Genomic DNA, 13,620 nt, shown 5'->3' with positions numbered 1-13,620 from the left:
CGGTCCGGAACGGATAAATTGGAAAATCGACCACCCGCGGGCGTGCTGCTGGTCGTGACGTATTCGGCGGCCGCCCGAACCGGCCTCCGGAACCTGTGTCGCCGCCACGAGGCGGTCGTCGCCCGGCGGTTCGGGCGCGCCGCGCTGCTCGACGAGACGGTGTACGCCGCGTTCCTCGCGCTGCGGCTCCGCGAGTCGCACGGCGGGGACGTCCAGATCGAGCGCACCGAGCCGTTCAACGAGTTCGTCGCCGTCGACGAGCCGGTCCGAGAGGCCGCCGCGGCCTACGCGGACCGGAGCGCGGAGTCGACGCCGTACGCGGCGTTCGCGGCGGGGACGGACCACCCGGACCCGGACGCCATGCGCGGCAGAGAGCTGTGACCGAGACGAGACCGACACCGCGGGAGCCGGACCGGAAAGAGGAGGCCGACGGCAACGAGGACGAGTCGGCCGCGGTCGAGGGACCGTCGGAGCCGAGCGCGGTGCTCCGGCGGCTCCCCACCGACGCGGGACTCCGTCGGCAGCTCGCGGCGGCCGCGCGCTCGCGGGGACGGACCGCGTCGGTCGCGGCGGAGATCGACGAGATCGAGGCGGAGCTCGCGGCGATCGAAGTCGAACCGGTGGACCTGACCGCGGCGCGGCGGCGGGTCGCCGAGACGAGCGGCGAGATAGAGCGCCTGAAAGAGCGGGTGGCGGCGCTGCGCGGCGACGCCCGGGCGCGCCGCGCGGTCGACGCCGAAGCGGACGACGCGCTCGACGACCTGGAGGCGGCGGCGGCGGAGCTGTCGGCCGCGCAGACGGAGGCGATCGCCGCCGAGCAGGCGCTCGAACGCGCGCGGGCGGAGGCGGCCCGGAACCGCGACGAGCGGCGACGGCGCCTGCGGCTCCGCGACCGGCTCCGGAACCGCCGCCGCGCCGCCCGCCGCGAACTCGCCGAGGGGATCTATCCGGCGTTTCGGCGCGCGCTCGCGGTCGTCCCGGGCGGCGATCCCGGGGCCGCCGGCGCGGCCCCCGACGCGTACGACGGCGACCCGGTCGCGGCGTCGCTCGCGGCGGTCAGGGTGGCGGCGCTCGACGGCGCCGTCGAACTGCGAGGGGACGCGGCCCGGAGGGTCGCGGCCGCCGACCGAGCGGCGAGGTCGCTGCTCCGGACCCCCGACGTCCGCGCGGCGTCCGACCCCGACGGTTAAATACGATTCCGCGGGAGTCGGCGCATGGAACTCGACTGGTCCGTCGACCGCGAGGGGGAGGCGTCGCTCGTGGGTGTCCGGGTTCGCAACGCCGGGGCGGTCCCGCGGCGGGTCCGGATCGAGAGCCGGCTGGACGGTCCCGTCCTGCCGCCGCGTCGCGGCGGTGTTCCCGAACGCGGATGGGACGCGACCGGCGTCACCGCGGTGATCGACCCGGGCGAGCGCGCGGCGTTCGGGTTCGCGGCGGTGGCGGAGCCGGTCGACCCGCCGGTCGAAATCGCGGGGGTCGAGCCCGCGACCGCGGAGCCGAACGGGGATGACGCGGCGACCGGAGGCGACGCGGTCCGCGTGCGGGAAGCGGTCCGCGACCTCGACTCCCATCGTCCTCCGCGGCAGGTGGTCGACGGTGCGGGGGCGGTCAACGGTGACGGAAACGTGAGCGACGGCGACGAATCCGGGAGCGCGAGAGCGAGCGACTCGGACGAGACCGAGCGGGCGCGAAGCGGGGGCGACCCGGGAACCGACGACGACGCGGACGCGAGCGGGGGGGCCGCCGAGGGCGACACGGAGCGGTCGGCGACAGCCGAGTCACCGCCGACTGCGACGGCGGCCGACGGGGTCGACGCGTGGTTCGCGGCCGTCGAGGACCGGGTCGAGCGGGCGGAGCGGCTGAGCGGCGCCGACCTCGAAACGGCGACCGCGGTCGTCGAGGAGGCCGGCGGCCTCGACGCGGTCGCGTCTCTCGACGAGCGCGTCGCGGTAGACGCCGAGCGGCTGCGGGCGGTCCGCGACCGCGCCGCGGCGCTGGCCGAGCGGGCGGAAGCGAGCGAGGTGCCGACCGCTGCGCTGGAGGATCTGGCGTGATCCTCGCGGTCGCCGGCGGGAAGGGCGGCGTGGGGAAGACGACGCTGGCGTACAACGTCGCCGCCGCGCTCGGCGGGATCGTCGTCGACGCGGACCTCGGGATGGCCGACCTGCCGGACGGCCGCGGCCCCGACCTCCACGACGTGCTGGGCGGCGCGGCGGACCCTGTCGATGCGGTGCGGCCGGGACCGGTCGACATCGTCCCGTGCGGCCGGACGCTGGCAGGGGCGCGGGCGACCGACCTGACGCGGTTGGAGGGGGCGGTCGCCGCGGTCGAACGGGAGTTCGGGACCGTCGTCCTCGACTGTCCCGCGGGGCGCCGCGCCGACGCCGGCGTGCCGCTCGCGGTCGCGGACGCCTGCCTCCTCGTCGTCTCGCCCCGGGCGTTCGCGCTGGCCGACGCGATCCGCACCCGGGAGCTCGCCCGCGAACTCGACGCCGGGCTGGTCGGCTGCGCGGTCAACCGCGTGACAGAGCCGCCGCCGGTCGAAGCGATCGGCGACGCGCTCGGCGCGCCGGTCGAGGTGATCCCGGCCGATCCCCGCGTCGGCCGGTCCGTCGCCGCGGAGCGGCCGGTCGTCGGCGCCGCGCCCGACAGCGAGGCCGCGGCGGCGGTCCGGGCGCTCGCTCGCCGCGTTCCGGAGTGACCGGCGGAGGCGGCGACCCGGCGGCACGTCGCGACACCGCGCCTTTTTACTCCGGGCGTCCCGTCAGCGAGAGCGATGATCAGGGTCGCGCTCGTCGTCGGCGTCGCCGTCGTCGCCGCGCTCGCCGTCGCCGTCGGACCGCTGTACGCGGCCGACCGCTTCCGGGACCTCCGGGAGCCGACGGACGCCGAGCGGGCGCAGATCGCGGCGCTCGCGGACCCCGGCGGGCTCGGCGTCGACCGGATCGCAATCGAGTCCGTCGACGAGGAAAACGCGGCGGGCGTCGACGGCGCCTCGGCGGCCGCCGGCCCCGCGGAGGTGTCGGTCCGGGGACCGCCCGGCCGACGGGTGTTGTTCCTCACGGAGGACGTGCTGACCGACCTCGACGAGGACGCCGCGATCGGCCTGTTCGCGGCGGAGGCGGGGCGGGTCGCGACGTACTACGCCGAGTTCCGCGCGGTCGCGGTCGGGGCGGTGCTGGCGGCGCTTTCGGCCGTCGTCACGGCGCTCGTCCCGTTCGAGTCCGGCTTCGCCGCCCTCGTCGCCGTCGGGCTCGTCTCCTTCTGGGCCGGGCGGCGCGTCCAGTACGCGGCGGACGGCCGCGCCGCGGACGCCGTCGGCGCCGCCCGCGTCGCGGACGCGTTCGAGCGGGTCGCGGCGCGCCGCGGCGCCGAGCCTGAGACCGGCGACTGGTCGACGTGGTTCGAGGTCCAGCCGCCGCTCGGGGACCGGATCGCGCGGCTCCGCGAACGGGCGGCGGAAGATGAGTAACGGCGGCGTTCGGAACCGATTCCCGAGTTAGTTCCGCGCCCGGCGAGCGACCGCGGAGTCGGGGCCGACGCGGACGTCGTAGCCCGCGACCGTGAGCGAGACGTCGACGTCCGCGCCGGAGCGACCGGCGACGAGCGCGTTCAGCGCGTCGGGATCGACGTGGTCGTACAGCACGACGCCCTCCTCGGGGAGTTCGGTCGGGTCGACGTCGGCGAGTTCGGCGATCGCCTCGACGACGGCGAGGCTCGGCGCGGGGCCGTCGCCGCCGTGACTGACGCGCGCCGTCTCCGGGACCGGTCCGGAATCGCTCGATTCGGCCGTTACGCTGCTCATACCCTCTCTACTCGCATATACTATATAACTCAGTCGTTCAACTTATCAGAAATGATTATCGAAGGTCGCGGTCCGGTCCCGGAACCGTTACCAACCAGCCGCCCGCGTGTAGGGATAACTCGAATGCGACTCCCGGAACGACAGCTCGCGGTCCTCGAGGCCGCGAGCGCGACGGACGAACGAACGGTGGCGGAGATAGCCGACGGGACAGACCTCAGGCCGGAGACGGTCGCCGGCGCCGCCTTCGACCTGGCCGACGAGGGGCTCGTGGAGGTCGGCTCGGCGACCGACGAGACGCTCGATCTCACCGACGAGGGGCGGCGCTACGTCGAGGCGGGGCTGCCGGAGACGCGGCTCTACCGGGCCGGGCTCGACGCGGGCGCCGACGCCGAGCCGGCCGCGATGGGCGCGGTCATCGGCGAGGCGGACCTGGACGGTCCCGAGGTCGACATCGCGCTCGCGAACTTCGCGCGGAAGGGCCTCGGGAGCGTCGACGGCGGCGAGCTCTCGGTCGACCCGGACGCCGACCCGGACGCCGACCCCGAGGCGGCGGCGCTCGCGGCGCTCGCGGACGCCGGCGGCGAGGGGCTCGACGCGGACGCCCTCGGCGTCGACGGCGCCGTGATCGAGCAGCTCGACTCGCGCGGGCTCGTAGCGGTCGGCGAGTCGGTCACCCGGACGGTGACGCTGACCGACGACGGCGTCGACGCGCTGATGACCGGCGTGGAGGCGACCGAGACGGTCGGCGCGCTCACGCCCGAGCTCCTCGCGAGCGGCGACTGGCGCGACGCCGAGTTCGCCGAGTACAACGTCGAGGCCGAGGCGGAGACGGCCCGCGGCGGCCGCAAACACGTCCTCCGCCGGACCGCCGACCGCGTGAAGGACGTGCTGGTCGGCATGGGGTTCCAAGAGATGGAGGGCCCCCACGCCGACGCCGACTTCTGGATCAACGACTGCCTGTTCATGCCCCAGGACCACCCGGCGCGGACCCACTGGGACCGGTTCGCGCTCGACGTGGACCCGATGGACTCGATCCCGGACGAGCTGATGGCCCGGGTCGAGGCCGCCCACCGCGACGGGTGGGGGCTCGACGGCGACGGCTACCACTCGCCGTGGTCGGCCGACTTCGCCCGCGAGGTGGCGCTCCGCGGCCACACCACGTCGCTGTCGATGCGCTACCTCTCCGGGGTCGCGGGCGCCGAGCTGGAGCCGCCCCAGCGCTACTTCTCCGTCGAGAAGGTGTACCGCAACGACACGCTCGACCCGACGCACCTCCTGGAGTTCTTCCAGATCGAGGGGTGGGTGATGGCCGAGGACCTCTCGGTGCGCGACCTGATGGGCACCTTCGAGGAGTTCTACCGGCAGTTCGGCATCACCGACATCCGGTTCAAGCCGCACTACAACCCCTACACCGAGCCCTCCTTCGAGCTGTTCGGCGAGCACCCGGAGACGGGCGAGGAGATCGAGATCGGGAACTCCGGCGTCTTCCGCGAGGAGGTCACCGGCCCGCTCGGCGTCGACTGCGACGTGATGGCGTGGGGGCTCGCCCTCGAACGCCTCGCGATGTTAACCACCGGCGCGGAGGACATCCGCGACCTCCACGGCACCCTCGCCGACATCGACTTCCTGCGGAACGCGGAGGTGAGCTACTGATGCCCGTCGTCGACGTCGACCCCGACGAGCTGCGCGAGCTCACCGGCCACGACGAGAAGGGCGACGCGGAGCTGAAAGACGACCTGTTCGGGCTCGGCTTAGAGTTCGAGGGCGAGACCGACGACGGCATGTTCCAGTTCGAGTTCGCGCCCGACCGCCTCGACCGGCTCTCCGTCGAGGGGGTCGCGCGCTCGCTGCGCTACCACTACGGCGACGCGCGCGGCGTCTACGTGCCGAGCGCGAACGACCCCGAGTGGACCATCGAGGTCGACGAGTCGGTGCCCGACGAGCGGCCGTTCGTCACCGGCGCCGTGGTCCGCGGCGTCGACCTCGACGAGGCGGCGCTGGAGTCGCTGATCCAGCTCCAGGAGAAGCTCCACGCGACGATGGGGCGCGGCCGCGCGAAGGGCGCCATCGGGATCCACGACCTCGCGATGGTGAAGGGCGCGCCGCTCCAGGAGGGCGCGGAGCCGTCGATCACCTACCGCGGCGTCGACCCCGAGGGCGACGCGTTCGTCCCGCTCGACGCGAACGACGAGCTGACGCCCGCCGAGGTCCTGGCGGAGCACGACACGGGGACGACCTACGCGGACCTCGTCGAGGACCTCGACCGCTACCCGGCGATCTACGACGAGCTCGGTCTCTTCTCGTTCCCGCCCGTCATCAACGGGAAGCGGACCGAGGTGACGACCGGCTCGCGCGAGCTGTTCGTCGAGCTCACCGGCACCGACCAGTGGACGATCGACCGGATGTGCAACATCATCTGTTACGCGCTGTCGGCTCGCGGCGCGACGATCGAGGAGGTCGAGGTGAACTACGCCGACGGCGCGACGCACCCGAGCGAGTACGGGGCCGAGCTGGTCCGCCCGAACCTCGACACCGACGAGAAGAGCGTCTCGCACGACCGGATCGAGACGCTGCTCGGCGTCGACTTCGAGCCCGAGGAGGTCGTCGACTGCTTCGAGCGCGCCGGTCTCGACGCCGCCTACACGCTCGACGAGGACGTTCGCTACGACGTGGAGATCCCCCCGTACCGCGTCGACGTGCTCCACCCGCTCGACCTCGTCGACGACGTGGGGCGCGCGTACGGCTTCGACAACTTGGAGCCGCGCTACCCCGACGTGGGCACCGTCGGCGGGCGCCACGAGCGCTCCCGCTTAGAGGACGCGGTCCGCACGAGCCTCGTCGGGCTCGGCTTCGAGGACCTGCTGAACTTCCACATGACGAGCGGGACCGAGAACTACGACCGGATGCGGATCGAGCCGGGCACCGGCGGCGCCGCGGTCGCGGACGACGAGGACGGCGTCTTCGGCGGCGGCGACCCCGTGGAGATCACGGAGCCGTACAGCGAGGAGTACACCCAGCTCCGCACCTGGGCGCTCCCGTCGCTCGTGATGCTGTTGGAGCGGAACACCCACAATTCCTACCCGCAGGACGTCGCCGAGGTCGGCTTCGTCGCCGAGCGCGACGACGCCGCGGACTCGAACGTCGCCGAGTCGCGCCGCGTCGCCGGCGCGGTCGCCCGCCGCGACGCCTCCTACGAGGCCGCGAAGGGACGCCTCCAAGCGCTCTGTGACGACTTCGACGCCGAGCTGGCGACCCCGCGGACCGAACACCCCTCGTTCATCGAGGGGCGCGCCGCCACCGTCGAGATCGACGGCGAGCGCGTCGGCGTCATCGGCGAGCTCCACCCCGCGGTGCTCGTCGAGCACGACCTGGAGGTCCCGGTCGCGGCCTTCGAGTTCGACCTCGACGCGCTGCGCTGAGCGGCCGGGAGGCTCGATCGGAGGACGACGGAACTTCCGGTTCGGCGGTTCCGTCACGAATTATCACGAGTCCGATCCGGAGCAGAAGACATATATTCGTCTTGCCGTACTCGCCGGGCATGAACTGCGACAGATGCGGCGTCGACGCCTCGCTCGCGCACCGGGACGTCGACGGCTTCGCGTACTACCTGTGTGACGCCTGTATCAACGGGTGGGACGCGGTTCGCGGTTCGTCGCCCGAGGCCGGCGACGAGACGCGCTCGACCGCGCAGTAGCGCGCGTCGCCCGCGACGGCGACGCCGAAGCCGGAGCGTCGGCGCGCGGAGCGGCCGCTCCCGGCGCGCCGGAGAGCGGAGCGGTCACTCGCGGGCCGCCGCGACGGCTTCGACCACCACGCGCGCGTTCGCCCGGACCGCGTCGAAGTCGCCGGCGGCGATCGCCTCGCTGTCGGCGATCGAACTGCCGACGCCGACCGCGGCCGCGCCCGCGTCGATGTACTCGCCGGCGTCGTCCGCGCCGACGCCGCCGGTCGGCACGAGCGGAATCTGCGGGAGCGGGCCGCCGATCGCCGCGACGTGGTCCGGGCCGCCGGTCGCCGCGGGGAACACCTTCACGAGGTCGGCGCCCGCCTCGAAGGCGTCGAGCGCCTCGGTCGGCGTGTACGCCCCGACCGCGATCGGCGTCCCGTAGCGGTTCGCGGTGCGGATCGCGCCGCGGTTCACCGTCGGCGTCACGAGGAACTCGGCGCCGGCGAACTGCGCCGCGCGCGCGGTCTCCGCGTCGAGGACGGTGCCGGCGCCGACGACCGCGTCGTCGACGCGGTCGGCGATCGCCGCGATCGACGCCGTCGCGTCCGGCGTGTCCGCCGTCACCTCCAGCGCCGTCACGCCGGCGTCGACGACCGCGTCCGCGACTCGCACGGCGTCGTCGCGCTCGACGCCGCGGAGGATCGCGATCACGCCGCCGTCCGTGATCCGGCCGAGTCGGTCGGTTCGCATGCGTGGTACCTGCCCGCGGGGGGGCTTAAATCGGCCGTGTGGGGATCGGGCGCGGACGACCGCACCCGCCCGCTATTTAACCGGCGGACGGGCAAGTACGACCGAGGCGACGGACCGGTCCGCGTCGGACGGCGACGGCGACGGACGACGCCCGAGTCCCGCGGCCGTCGGACCGGTCCGGAGACCCCAACACACCATGCACATCACCGACTACGAGCTGTTCGAAGTGCCGCCCCGCTGGCTGTTCCTGAAGCTCACGACGAGCGACGGGACCGTCGGCTGGGGGGAACCGATCGTGGAGGGGCGGTCCCACACGGTCGTCGCGGCCGTCGAGGAGCTGCTCGACGACTACCTGCTCGGCGAGGACCCGGCGCGGATCGAGGACCACTGGCAGGCGATGTACCGCGGCGGCTTCTACCGCGGCGGGCCGGTCCTGATGAGCGCCATCGCCGGCGTCGACCAGGCGCTGTGGGACATCAAGGGGAAGGGGATCGGGGCGCCCGTCCACGAGCTGCTCGGCGGTCGCGCGCGCGACCGGGTCCGCGTCTACCAGTGGATCGGCGGCGACCGACCGGCGGACGTGGGCGAGGCCGCTCGCGAGAAGGTCGACGCCGGCTTCTCCGCGCTGAAGATGAACGCCACCCCGGAGCTGGAGTCGATCGACTCGCCGGCCGCGGTCGACGCCGCGGCCGACCGGATCGCGGCCGTCCGGGAGGCGGTGGGCGACGAGGTCGACGTCGGCGTCGACTTCCACGGCCGGGTGGCGAAGCCGATGGCCCGCCGGCTCGCGGCCGCGCTGGAGCCGTACGACCCGATGTTCATCGAGGAGCCGGTGCTGCCCGAGAACAACGACGCGCTGCCGGCGATCCGGGCGTCGACGACGATCCCGATCGCGACCGGCGAGCGGATGTACTCGCGGTGGGACTTCAAGGAAGTGTTGGAGGCGGACGCGGTGGACCTGATCCAGCCGGACGTCTCCCACGCCGGGGGGATCACCGAGCTGAAGAAGATCGCCTCGATGGCCGAGGCGTACGACGTGTCGGTCGCGCCGCACTGCCCGCTCGGCCCGATCGCGCTCGCGTCCTGCATCCAGGTCGACGCCTGCACGCCGAACGCGCTCATCCAGGAGCAGTCGCTCGACATCCACTACAACGAGACGAGCGACGTTTTGGACTACCTCGCCGACCCCTCGGTGTTCGAGTACCGCGACGGGTTCGTGGAGGTCCCCGACGGCGACGGGCTCGGGATCGAGGTCGACGAGGCGCACGTGCGCGAGCAGGCCGAGGAGGCGGTCGACTGGCACAACCCCGTCTGGCGCCACGACGACGGGTCGGTCGCGGAGTGGTGATCCCGATGGCGATCGACCCGCGGCGACGGGGGGAGAGCCGATGACCCGTCGACCGGAGTCGCCGACCGAGGGCGCGGTCCCGGGCCGGTTCGCCGGCGAGACCGCGGTCGTGACGGGGTCGACTCGGGGCATCGGCGCCGGCGTCGCGGAGCGGCTGGCCGCCGAGGGGGCGAACGTCGTGGTCAGCGGGCGCTCGGAGGCGGCCGGCGAGGCCATCGTCGAGCGGATCGCGGCGGGAGGCGAGCGAGGAGACGCGACGTTCGTCCGCGCCGACATGCGCGACCCGGACGACGTGGCCGCGCTGGCGGAGGCGGCCGCCGAGCGCTACGGCTCGGTCGACGTGCTCGTGAACAACGCCGGGGTCCAGACGGAGACGGCCGCCGACGAGGCGACGCTCGACGACTGGGCGTTCGTCGTCGAGACTGACTTCCGGGCGTACTGGCTGGCGGCGCGGGCCGCCCTCGAACACATGGACCGCGGCGCGATCGTGAACGTCTCGTCGAACCACGCGTACGCGACGATGCCGGCGCACTTCCCGTACAACGCGGTCAAGGCGGGCATCAACGGCATGACGCGGTCGCTCGCGGTCGACTTCGGCCCCCAGGTTAGGGTGAACACGGTCGTCCCCGGCTGGGTGGAGGTCGAGCGGACGCGCGAGGAGCTCCCCGAGGGGCGGCTGGAGGAGGTCGAGGCGATCCACCCGGCCGGGCGGATCGGGACGCCGGCCGACGTCGCCGGCGCCGTCTCCTTCCTCGCGAGCGATGACGCCGCCTTCGTCACTGGGGCGGCGCTGCTCGTCGACGGCGGCCGCGGCGCGGTGATGCAGGACGACACGCTCCCGGACTACCGGGCGCGAGAGGACGCGGAGTAAGCGCGCGCCGCGGCGGCGGATCGGGCGGGCCGCGCGGTCGACGGCGATCACCCCCTCTTATAATCGGCCGAGAGTAGCACCCAATATGAATCCGTCCGAGATCCGCGCCGCGGGGTGGCGCCGATGACCGACCTCGTCACGTTCGGCGAGACGATGCTCCGGCTGTCGCCGCCGCGCGGCGAGCGGCTGGAGACGACGCGCGAGTTCACCGTCCAGGCCGGCGGGGCGGAGAGCAACGTCGCGGTCGGGGCCGCGCGGCTCGGCGCCGACGCCCGCTGGCTCTCGAAGCTCCCCGACTCGCCGCTCGGCCGGCGGATCGCGACCGAACTGCGGAGCCACGGCGTCACTCCGAGCGTCGCGTGGGCCGACGCGGACGAGAGCCGCGTGGGGACCTACTACCTCGAACACGGCGGCGAGCCGCGGGGGACGAACGTGATCTACGACCGCGCCGACGCGGCGATCACGACCGTCGAGCCCGACGAGCTCCCCACCGACGCGGTCGCGGCGGCGGACTGGTTCCACACGACGGGGATCACGCCCGCGCTCTCCGAGGCGACGGCCGAGACGACGGCCGCGCTGTTGCGGACCGCCGGCGAGGCGGGGACGACGCGCTCGTTCGACCTGAACTACCGGGCGAAGCTCTGGGACCCGGAGACCGCGCGGGCGGCCTACGAGGACCTGTTCGAGGACGTCGACACGCTGTTCGTCCCGCGGCGGGACGCCCGGGAGGTGCTCGACCGCGAGGGGGGCGCCGTCGAGATAGCCCACGGGCTCGCCACGGAGTTCGACTTCGACACGGTGGTCGTCACCCGCGGGCTGGAGGGGGCGGTCGCGCTCCACGACGGCTCGGTGTACGAACAGGACGTGTACGAGGCGGAGACGTTCGACGCGATCGGCACCGGCGACGCGTTCGTCGCCGGCTTCGTCGCCGAGCGGCTGCGCGGCGGCGACCTCTCCGCGGCGCTCCGGTGGGGGTCGGCGACCGCGGCGCTGAAACGCACCACCGACGGCGACCTCGCGGTGACGACCCGGGCGGAGGTCCGCGGCGTCATCGACGGCGAGAGCGGGATCGACCGGTGAGCCGGGCGGCGCCGAGCGGAGACTGACGGACTCTCGGGGCGCTGCGCCGGCGCCCGGCGAGGGCGGGTCGGGCCCGGTTCCGGCGGTCAGAGGTCGACCGGGCCGCCGTCGGCGGCGCTCTCGGCGAGCGCGTCGATGACCGCCATGTTGGCGACCGCCTCCTCGCCGCCGGTCAGGGGGGCGCTCCCGTCGGCGACGCGCTCGGCGAAGTGCTCGACCTGGAGCCGGTACTGGTCGACGGCGGGGAACGTCTCGACGCCGTGCCGGCCGTCGATCTCGTACGTCAGTTCGACGGGCTCGTCGGTCGGCGCGTCGAACGCGCGCTCGACTTCGACCCAGCCGTTCGTCGCGTCGACGCGGTACCGCTGGACCAGCTGCGTGTCGAACCCGGACGCGACCCGCGCCGAGCGGCCGTCGTCGTACGAGAGCACCCCCGCGAGCTCCGTGTCGACCCCGGCGCCGCGGGTGTCGCCGGCGTGGGCGTAGGCGCGGTCGGGCTCGCCGAGTATCGTCCGCGCGATCGAGACGGGGTAACAGCCCACGTCCATCAGCGACCCGCCCGCGAGGTCGGCGTCGAGCCGCACGTCGTTCGGGCGGTCGTACAGCGGGAAGCGGAAGGTGGCCGTCACCGTGCGCACGTCGTCGAGGTCGTCCGCCGCGAGCGCGACGGCGCGCTCGGTGCGGGGGTGATAGCGGTACATGAACGCCTCCATCAGCGTGACGCCCCGCTCGTCGCAACGGGCGACCACGTCGCGCGCCTCGTCGGCGTCTGCGGCCAGCGGCTTCTCGCAGAGGACGTCCAGCCCGGCGTCGGCCGCGCGTTTCGTCCACTCGGCGTGGCTTCCGTTCGGGAGCGGGACGTAGACGGCGTCGAGCGCGTCGTCGTCGAGCAGGGCCCCGTAGGAGCCGTAGCTGCGGGGGATTCCGTTCTCGGTCGCGAACCGCTCCGCGCGGGCGGCGTCGCGGGACGCCACCGCGCCGACGGCGTGACCGCTGGCGGCGATCGCCGGGATCACCGCTTTACGGGCGATCGACGCGGTGCCGAGGACGCCGAATTCGAGGCTCGTCGAGCCGGCCGATGAATCGGACATGGCCGGGGCGACGCGCCCCCCGGGCAAGTCGGTTGGGGTCGGTGAGCGCGACGGCGGTCGGGTCCCAGGTCAATCGAGCCGGTCAGTCGCCTCGGCCCATCGCGTAGAACTCGTCGTTGGGGCGCATGTCGGCCACGGTCGCCATGCGGTTAGAGAGGTTGAAGAAGGCAGCCACAGCGGCCACGTCCCACACTTCCTCTTGTGAGAATCCGGCGTCGCGGAGTCGCTGGATATCTTCGGCGGCCACGCTCTCGGGGGAGTTCGTGAGTGTGACGGCGAAGTCCACCATCGCCATGTGGCGGTCCGAGATGTCCGCCTGTCGGTGGTTCGTCGCGAGCTGGTCGGCGAGTTTCGGTGCTCCGGCGTAGATACGACAGAGCGCCCCGTGACCGACCACGCAGTAGAGACAGTCGTTCGCGCCCGACACCGCCACCACGATCATCTCGACTTCCTCACGCGCGAGCGGCGTGTCTGTCACGAGCGCGTCGTAGTACGCGAAGAACGCGCGGAAGTGACTGGGCTTGTAAGCGAACGCCGAGAACACGTTGGGAGTGAATCCAGCGTCCTCGGTCTCCTCGTCAATCCTGTTGCGGAGGTCCTCCGGGAGGTCCTCGTACTCAGGCACTGGGAACCGTCGCATCGCGTCATCGTTCATGATCGCAGGGCCACGCTGAGACAACATAGCCGTTCCCCCTACCGATTCCGCGCCCGTCCGTCCGTCCGGAAGCGCGAACGCCTGCGCTCGTGGAACCTCCGGGAGGGCGCGACGTGACAGTTCCCGACGACACGCTTTTTGCTCACCGGTGACCCCCCGGCTGGGCGTTCTCGCGCCGTCGGCCTCGCTATCAGCCGCGCCTACGGCGGAACGCTCGCCGCCGACGACTGCCGAACCGACGAATCCCTCACCGTCGAGGCGACGAGTCATCGAGCGCGCTCGCTCGAAGAGCGTCGACCCGGCCCGAACGACTCCACGCAGGCGGCCTCGGTAGTCGGAGGTCCGCCGGCGGT

At 73.3% G+C, this 13,620-nt stretch carries 15 protein-coding genes; 11 read left to right on the top strand and 4 right to left on the bottom strand.

Annotation, left to right across the window (positions count from 1 at the left end; translation table 11 throughout):
- Positions 1–42: 42 nt before the first annotated feature.
- The 5 genes from DVK06_RS08265 to DVK06_RS08245 all read left to right on the top strand — a co-directional run bounded on the left by DVK06_RS08265 (position 43) and on the right by DVK06_RS08245 (position 3,472).
- Positions 43–381 (top strand): hypothetical protein, encoded by a 339-nt coding sequence (locus DVK06_RS08265; RefSeq protein WP_053770394.1) that lies wholly within the window; start codon positions 43–45, stop codon positions 379–381.
- Positions 378–1,190, top strand: a complete 813-nt coding sequence (locus DVK06_RS08260; RefSeq protein WP_121599952.1) for a hypothetical protein — start codon at positions 378–380, stop codon at positions 1,188–1,190. The genes DVK06_RS08265 and DVK06_RS08260 overlap by 4 nt, the downstream gene beginning before the upstream one ends.
- Positions 1,191–1,214: 24 nt before the next feature.
- Entirely contained in the window at positions 1,215–2,054 is an 840-nt protein-coding gene (locus tag DVK06_RS08255; protein WP_121599951.1) for a hypothetical protein, read from the top strand.
- Complete coding sequence (locus tag DVK06_RS08250) at positions 2,051–2,701, top strand: chromosome partitioning protein ParA (protein WP_121599950.1); 651 nt, start codon at positions 2,051–2,053, stop codon at positions 2,699–2,701. The genes DVK06_RS08255 and DVK06_RS08250 overlap by 4 nt, the downstream gene beginning before the upstream one ends.
- Positions 2,702–2,776: 75 nt before the next feature.
- Positions 2,777–3,472, top strand: coding sequence for a peptidase (locus tag DVK06_RS08245; RefSeq protein WP_121599949.1), 696 nt, complete (start codon positions 2,777–2,779; stop codon positions 3,470–3,472).
- Positions 3,473–3,499: 27 nt separating this feature from the next.
- Here DVK06_RS08245 and DVK06_RS08240 read toward each other — a convergent pair whose 3' ends face one another.
- Complete coding sequence (locus DVK06_RS08240) at positions 3,500–3,805, bottom strand: HalOD1 output domain-containing protein (RefSeq protein WP_121599948.1); 306 nt, start codon at positions 3,803–3,805, stop codon at positions 3,500–3,502.
- A gap of 123 nt (positions 3,806–3,928) precedes the next feature.
- Here DVK06_RS08240 and DVK06_RS08235 point away from each other — a divergent pair, with 123 nt between their 5' ends.
- The 3 genes from DVK06_RS08235 (at position 3,929) to DVK06_RS18650 (ending at position 7,499) form a co-directional block, all read left to right on the top strand.
- Positions 3,929–5,458, top strand: a complete 1,530-nt coding sequence (locus DVK06_RS08235; protein ID WP_121599947.1) for a phenylalanine--tRNA ligase subunit alpha — start codon at positions 3,929–3,931, stop codon at positions 5,456–5,458.
- Positions 5,458–7,224: a phenylalanine--tRNA ligase subunit beta gene (gene pheT, locus DVK06_RS08230; protein WP_121599946.1), complete on the top strand. Its 1,767-nt coding sequence runs from the start codon at positions 5,458–5,460 to the stop codon at positions 7,222–7,224. Before DVK06_RS08235 ends, pheT begins: the two co-directional genes overlap by 1 nt.
- A 119-nt stretch (positions 7,225–7,343) precedes the next feature.
- The gene (locus tag DVK06_RS18650; RefSeq protein ID WP_158293540.1) at positions 7,344–7,499 is read left to right on the top strand and encodes a hypothetical protein; all 156 of its coding nucleotides are present in this window, start codon (positions 7,344–7,346) and stop codon (positions 7,497–7,499) included.
- An 84-nt stretch (positions 7,500–7,583) separates the two neighbouring features.
- On the opposite strand, the gene DVK06_RS08225 is transcribed toward DVK06_RS18650, so the two are convergent.
- On the bottom strand, positions 7,584–8,222 hold the full coding sequence (locus tag DVK06_RS08225; RefSeq protein ID WP_121599945.1) for a bifunctional 4-hydroxy-2-oxoglutarate aldolase/2-dehydro-3-deoxy-phosphogluconate aldolase: 639 nt from the start codon (positions 8,220–8,222) through the stop codon (positions 7,584–7,586).
- A 196-nt stretch (positions 8,223–8,418) separates the two neighbouring features.
- Here DVK06_RS08225 and dgoD point away from each other — a divergent pair, with 196 nt between their 5' ends.
- The 3 genes from dgoD to kdgK1 all read left to right on the top strand — a co-directional run bounded on the left by dgoD (position 8,419) and on the right by kdgK1 (position 11,521).
- Positions 8,419–9,570, top strand: a complete 1,152-nt coding sequence (gene dgoD / locus DVK06_RS08220; protein WP_053770385.1) for a galactonate dehydratase — start codon at positions 8,419–8,421, stop codon at positions 9,568–9,570.
- A 40-nt stretch (positions 9,571–9,610) separates the two neighbouring features.
- The gene (locus DVK06_RS08215; protein ID WP_121599944.1) at positions 9,611–10,441 is read left to right on the top strand and encodes an SDR family NAD(P)-dependent oxidoreductase; all 831 of its coding nucleotides are present in this window, start codon (positions 9,611–9,613) and stop codon (positions 10,439–10,441) included.
- 123 nt (positions 10,442–10,564) lie between these two features.
- Complete coding sequence (kdgK1, locus tag DVK06_RS08210) at positions 10,565–11,521, top strand: bifunctional 2-dehydro-3-deoxygluconokinase/2-dehydro-3-deoxygalactonokinase (protein WP_121600049.1); 957 nt, start codon at positions 10,565–10,567, stop codon at positions 11,519–11,521.
- A gap of 86 nt (positions 11,522–11,607) precedes the next feature.
- Here the strand turns inward: kdgK1 and DVK06_RS08205 are convergent, their stop codons facing one another.
- Both DVK06_RS08205 and DVK06_RS08200 read right to left on the bottom strand, forming a co-directional pair.
- Positions 11,608–12,612 carry a Gfo/Idh/MocA family protein gene (locus DVK06_RS08205; RefSeq protein WP_121599943.1) on the bottom strand — a complete coding sequence of 335 codons (1,005 nt, stop codon included), beginning with the start codon at positions 12,610–12,612 and terminating at the stop codon, positions 11,608–11,610.
- 82 nt (positions 12,613–12,694) lie between these two features.
- Positions 12,695–13,267 (bottom strand): peroxidase-related enzyme, encoded by a 573-nt coding sequence (locus DVK06_RS08200; RefSeq protein ID WP_053770380.1) that lies wholly within the window; start codon positions 13,265–13,267, stop codon positions 12,695–12,697.
- Between the last annotated feature and the right edge of the window lie 353 nt (positions 13,268–13,620).

The organism is Halorubrum sp. Atlit-28R (assembly GCF_003665955.1).
In the GTDB taxonomy this organism is placed as follows: domain Archaea; phylum Halobacteriota; class Halobacteria; order Halobacteriales; family Haloferacaceae; genus Halorubrum; species Halorubrum tropicale.
Note: the sequence above shows the minus strand (reverse complement) of the source record. Positions and strands in the feature narration are given on the sequence as shown.

What these genes read in the sequence shown, in the direction of transcription:
- DVK06_RS08245 (WP_121599949.1), top strand. Translation starts at nt 2,777, where the DNA reads ATGATCAGGGTCGCGCTCGTCGTCGGCGTCGCCGTCGTCGCCGCGCTC.
- DVK06_RS08215 (WP_121599944.1), top strand. Translation starts at nt 9,611, where the DNA reads ATGACCCGTCGACCGGAGTCGCCGACCGAGGGCGCGGTCCCGGGCCGG.
- DVK06_RS08240 (WP_121599948.1), bottom strand. Translation starts at nt 3,805, where the DNA reads ATGAGCAGCGTAACGGCCGAATCGAGCGATTCCGGACCGGTCCCGGAG.
- pheT (WP_121599946.1), top strand. Translation starts at nt 5,458, where the DNA reads ATGCCCGTCGTCGACGTCGACCCCGACGAGCTGCGCGAGCTCACCGGC.
- DVK06_RS08235 (WP_121599947.1), top strand. Translation starts at nt 3,929, where the DNA reads ATGCGACTCCCGGAACGACAGCTCGCGGTCCTCGAGGCCGCGAGCGCG.
- DVK06_RS08225 (WP_121599945.1), bottom strand. Translation starts at nt 8,222, where the DNA reads ATGCGAACCGACCGACTCGGCCGGATCACGGACGGCGGCGTGATCGCG.
- dgoD (WP_053770385.1), top strand. Translation starts at nt 8,419, where the DNA reads ATGCACATCACCGACTACGAGCTGTTCGAAGTGCCGCCCCGCTGGCTG.
- DVK06_RS08200 (WP_053770380.1), bottom strand. Translation starts at nt 13,267, where the DNA reads ATGAACGATGACGCGATGCGACGGTTCCCAGTGCCTGAGTACGAGGAC.
- DVK06_RS18650 (WP_158293540.1), top strand. Translation starts at nt 7,344, where the DNA reads ATGAACTGCGACAGATGCGGCGTCGACGCCTCGCTCGCGCACCGGGAC.
- kdgK1 (WP_121600049.1), top strand. Translation starts at nt 10,565, where the DNA reads ATGACCGACCTCGTCACGTTCGGCGAGACGATGCTCCGGCTGTCGCCG.
- DVK06_RS08255 (WP_121599951.1), top strand. Translation starts at nt 1,215, where the DNA reads ATGGAACTCGACTGGTCCGTCGACCGCGAGGGGGAGGCGTCGCTCGTG.
- DVK06_RS08205 (WP_121599943.1), bottom strand. Translation starts at nt 12,612, where the DNA reads ATGTCCGATTCATCGGCCGGCTCGACGAGCCTCGAATTCGGCGTCCTC.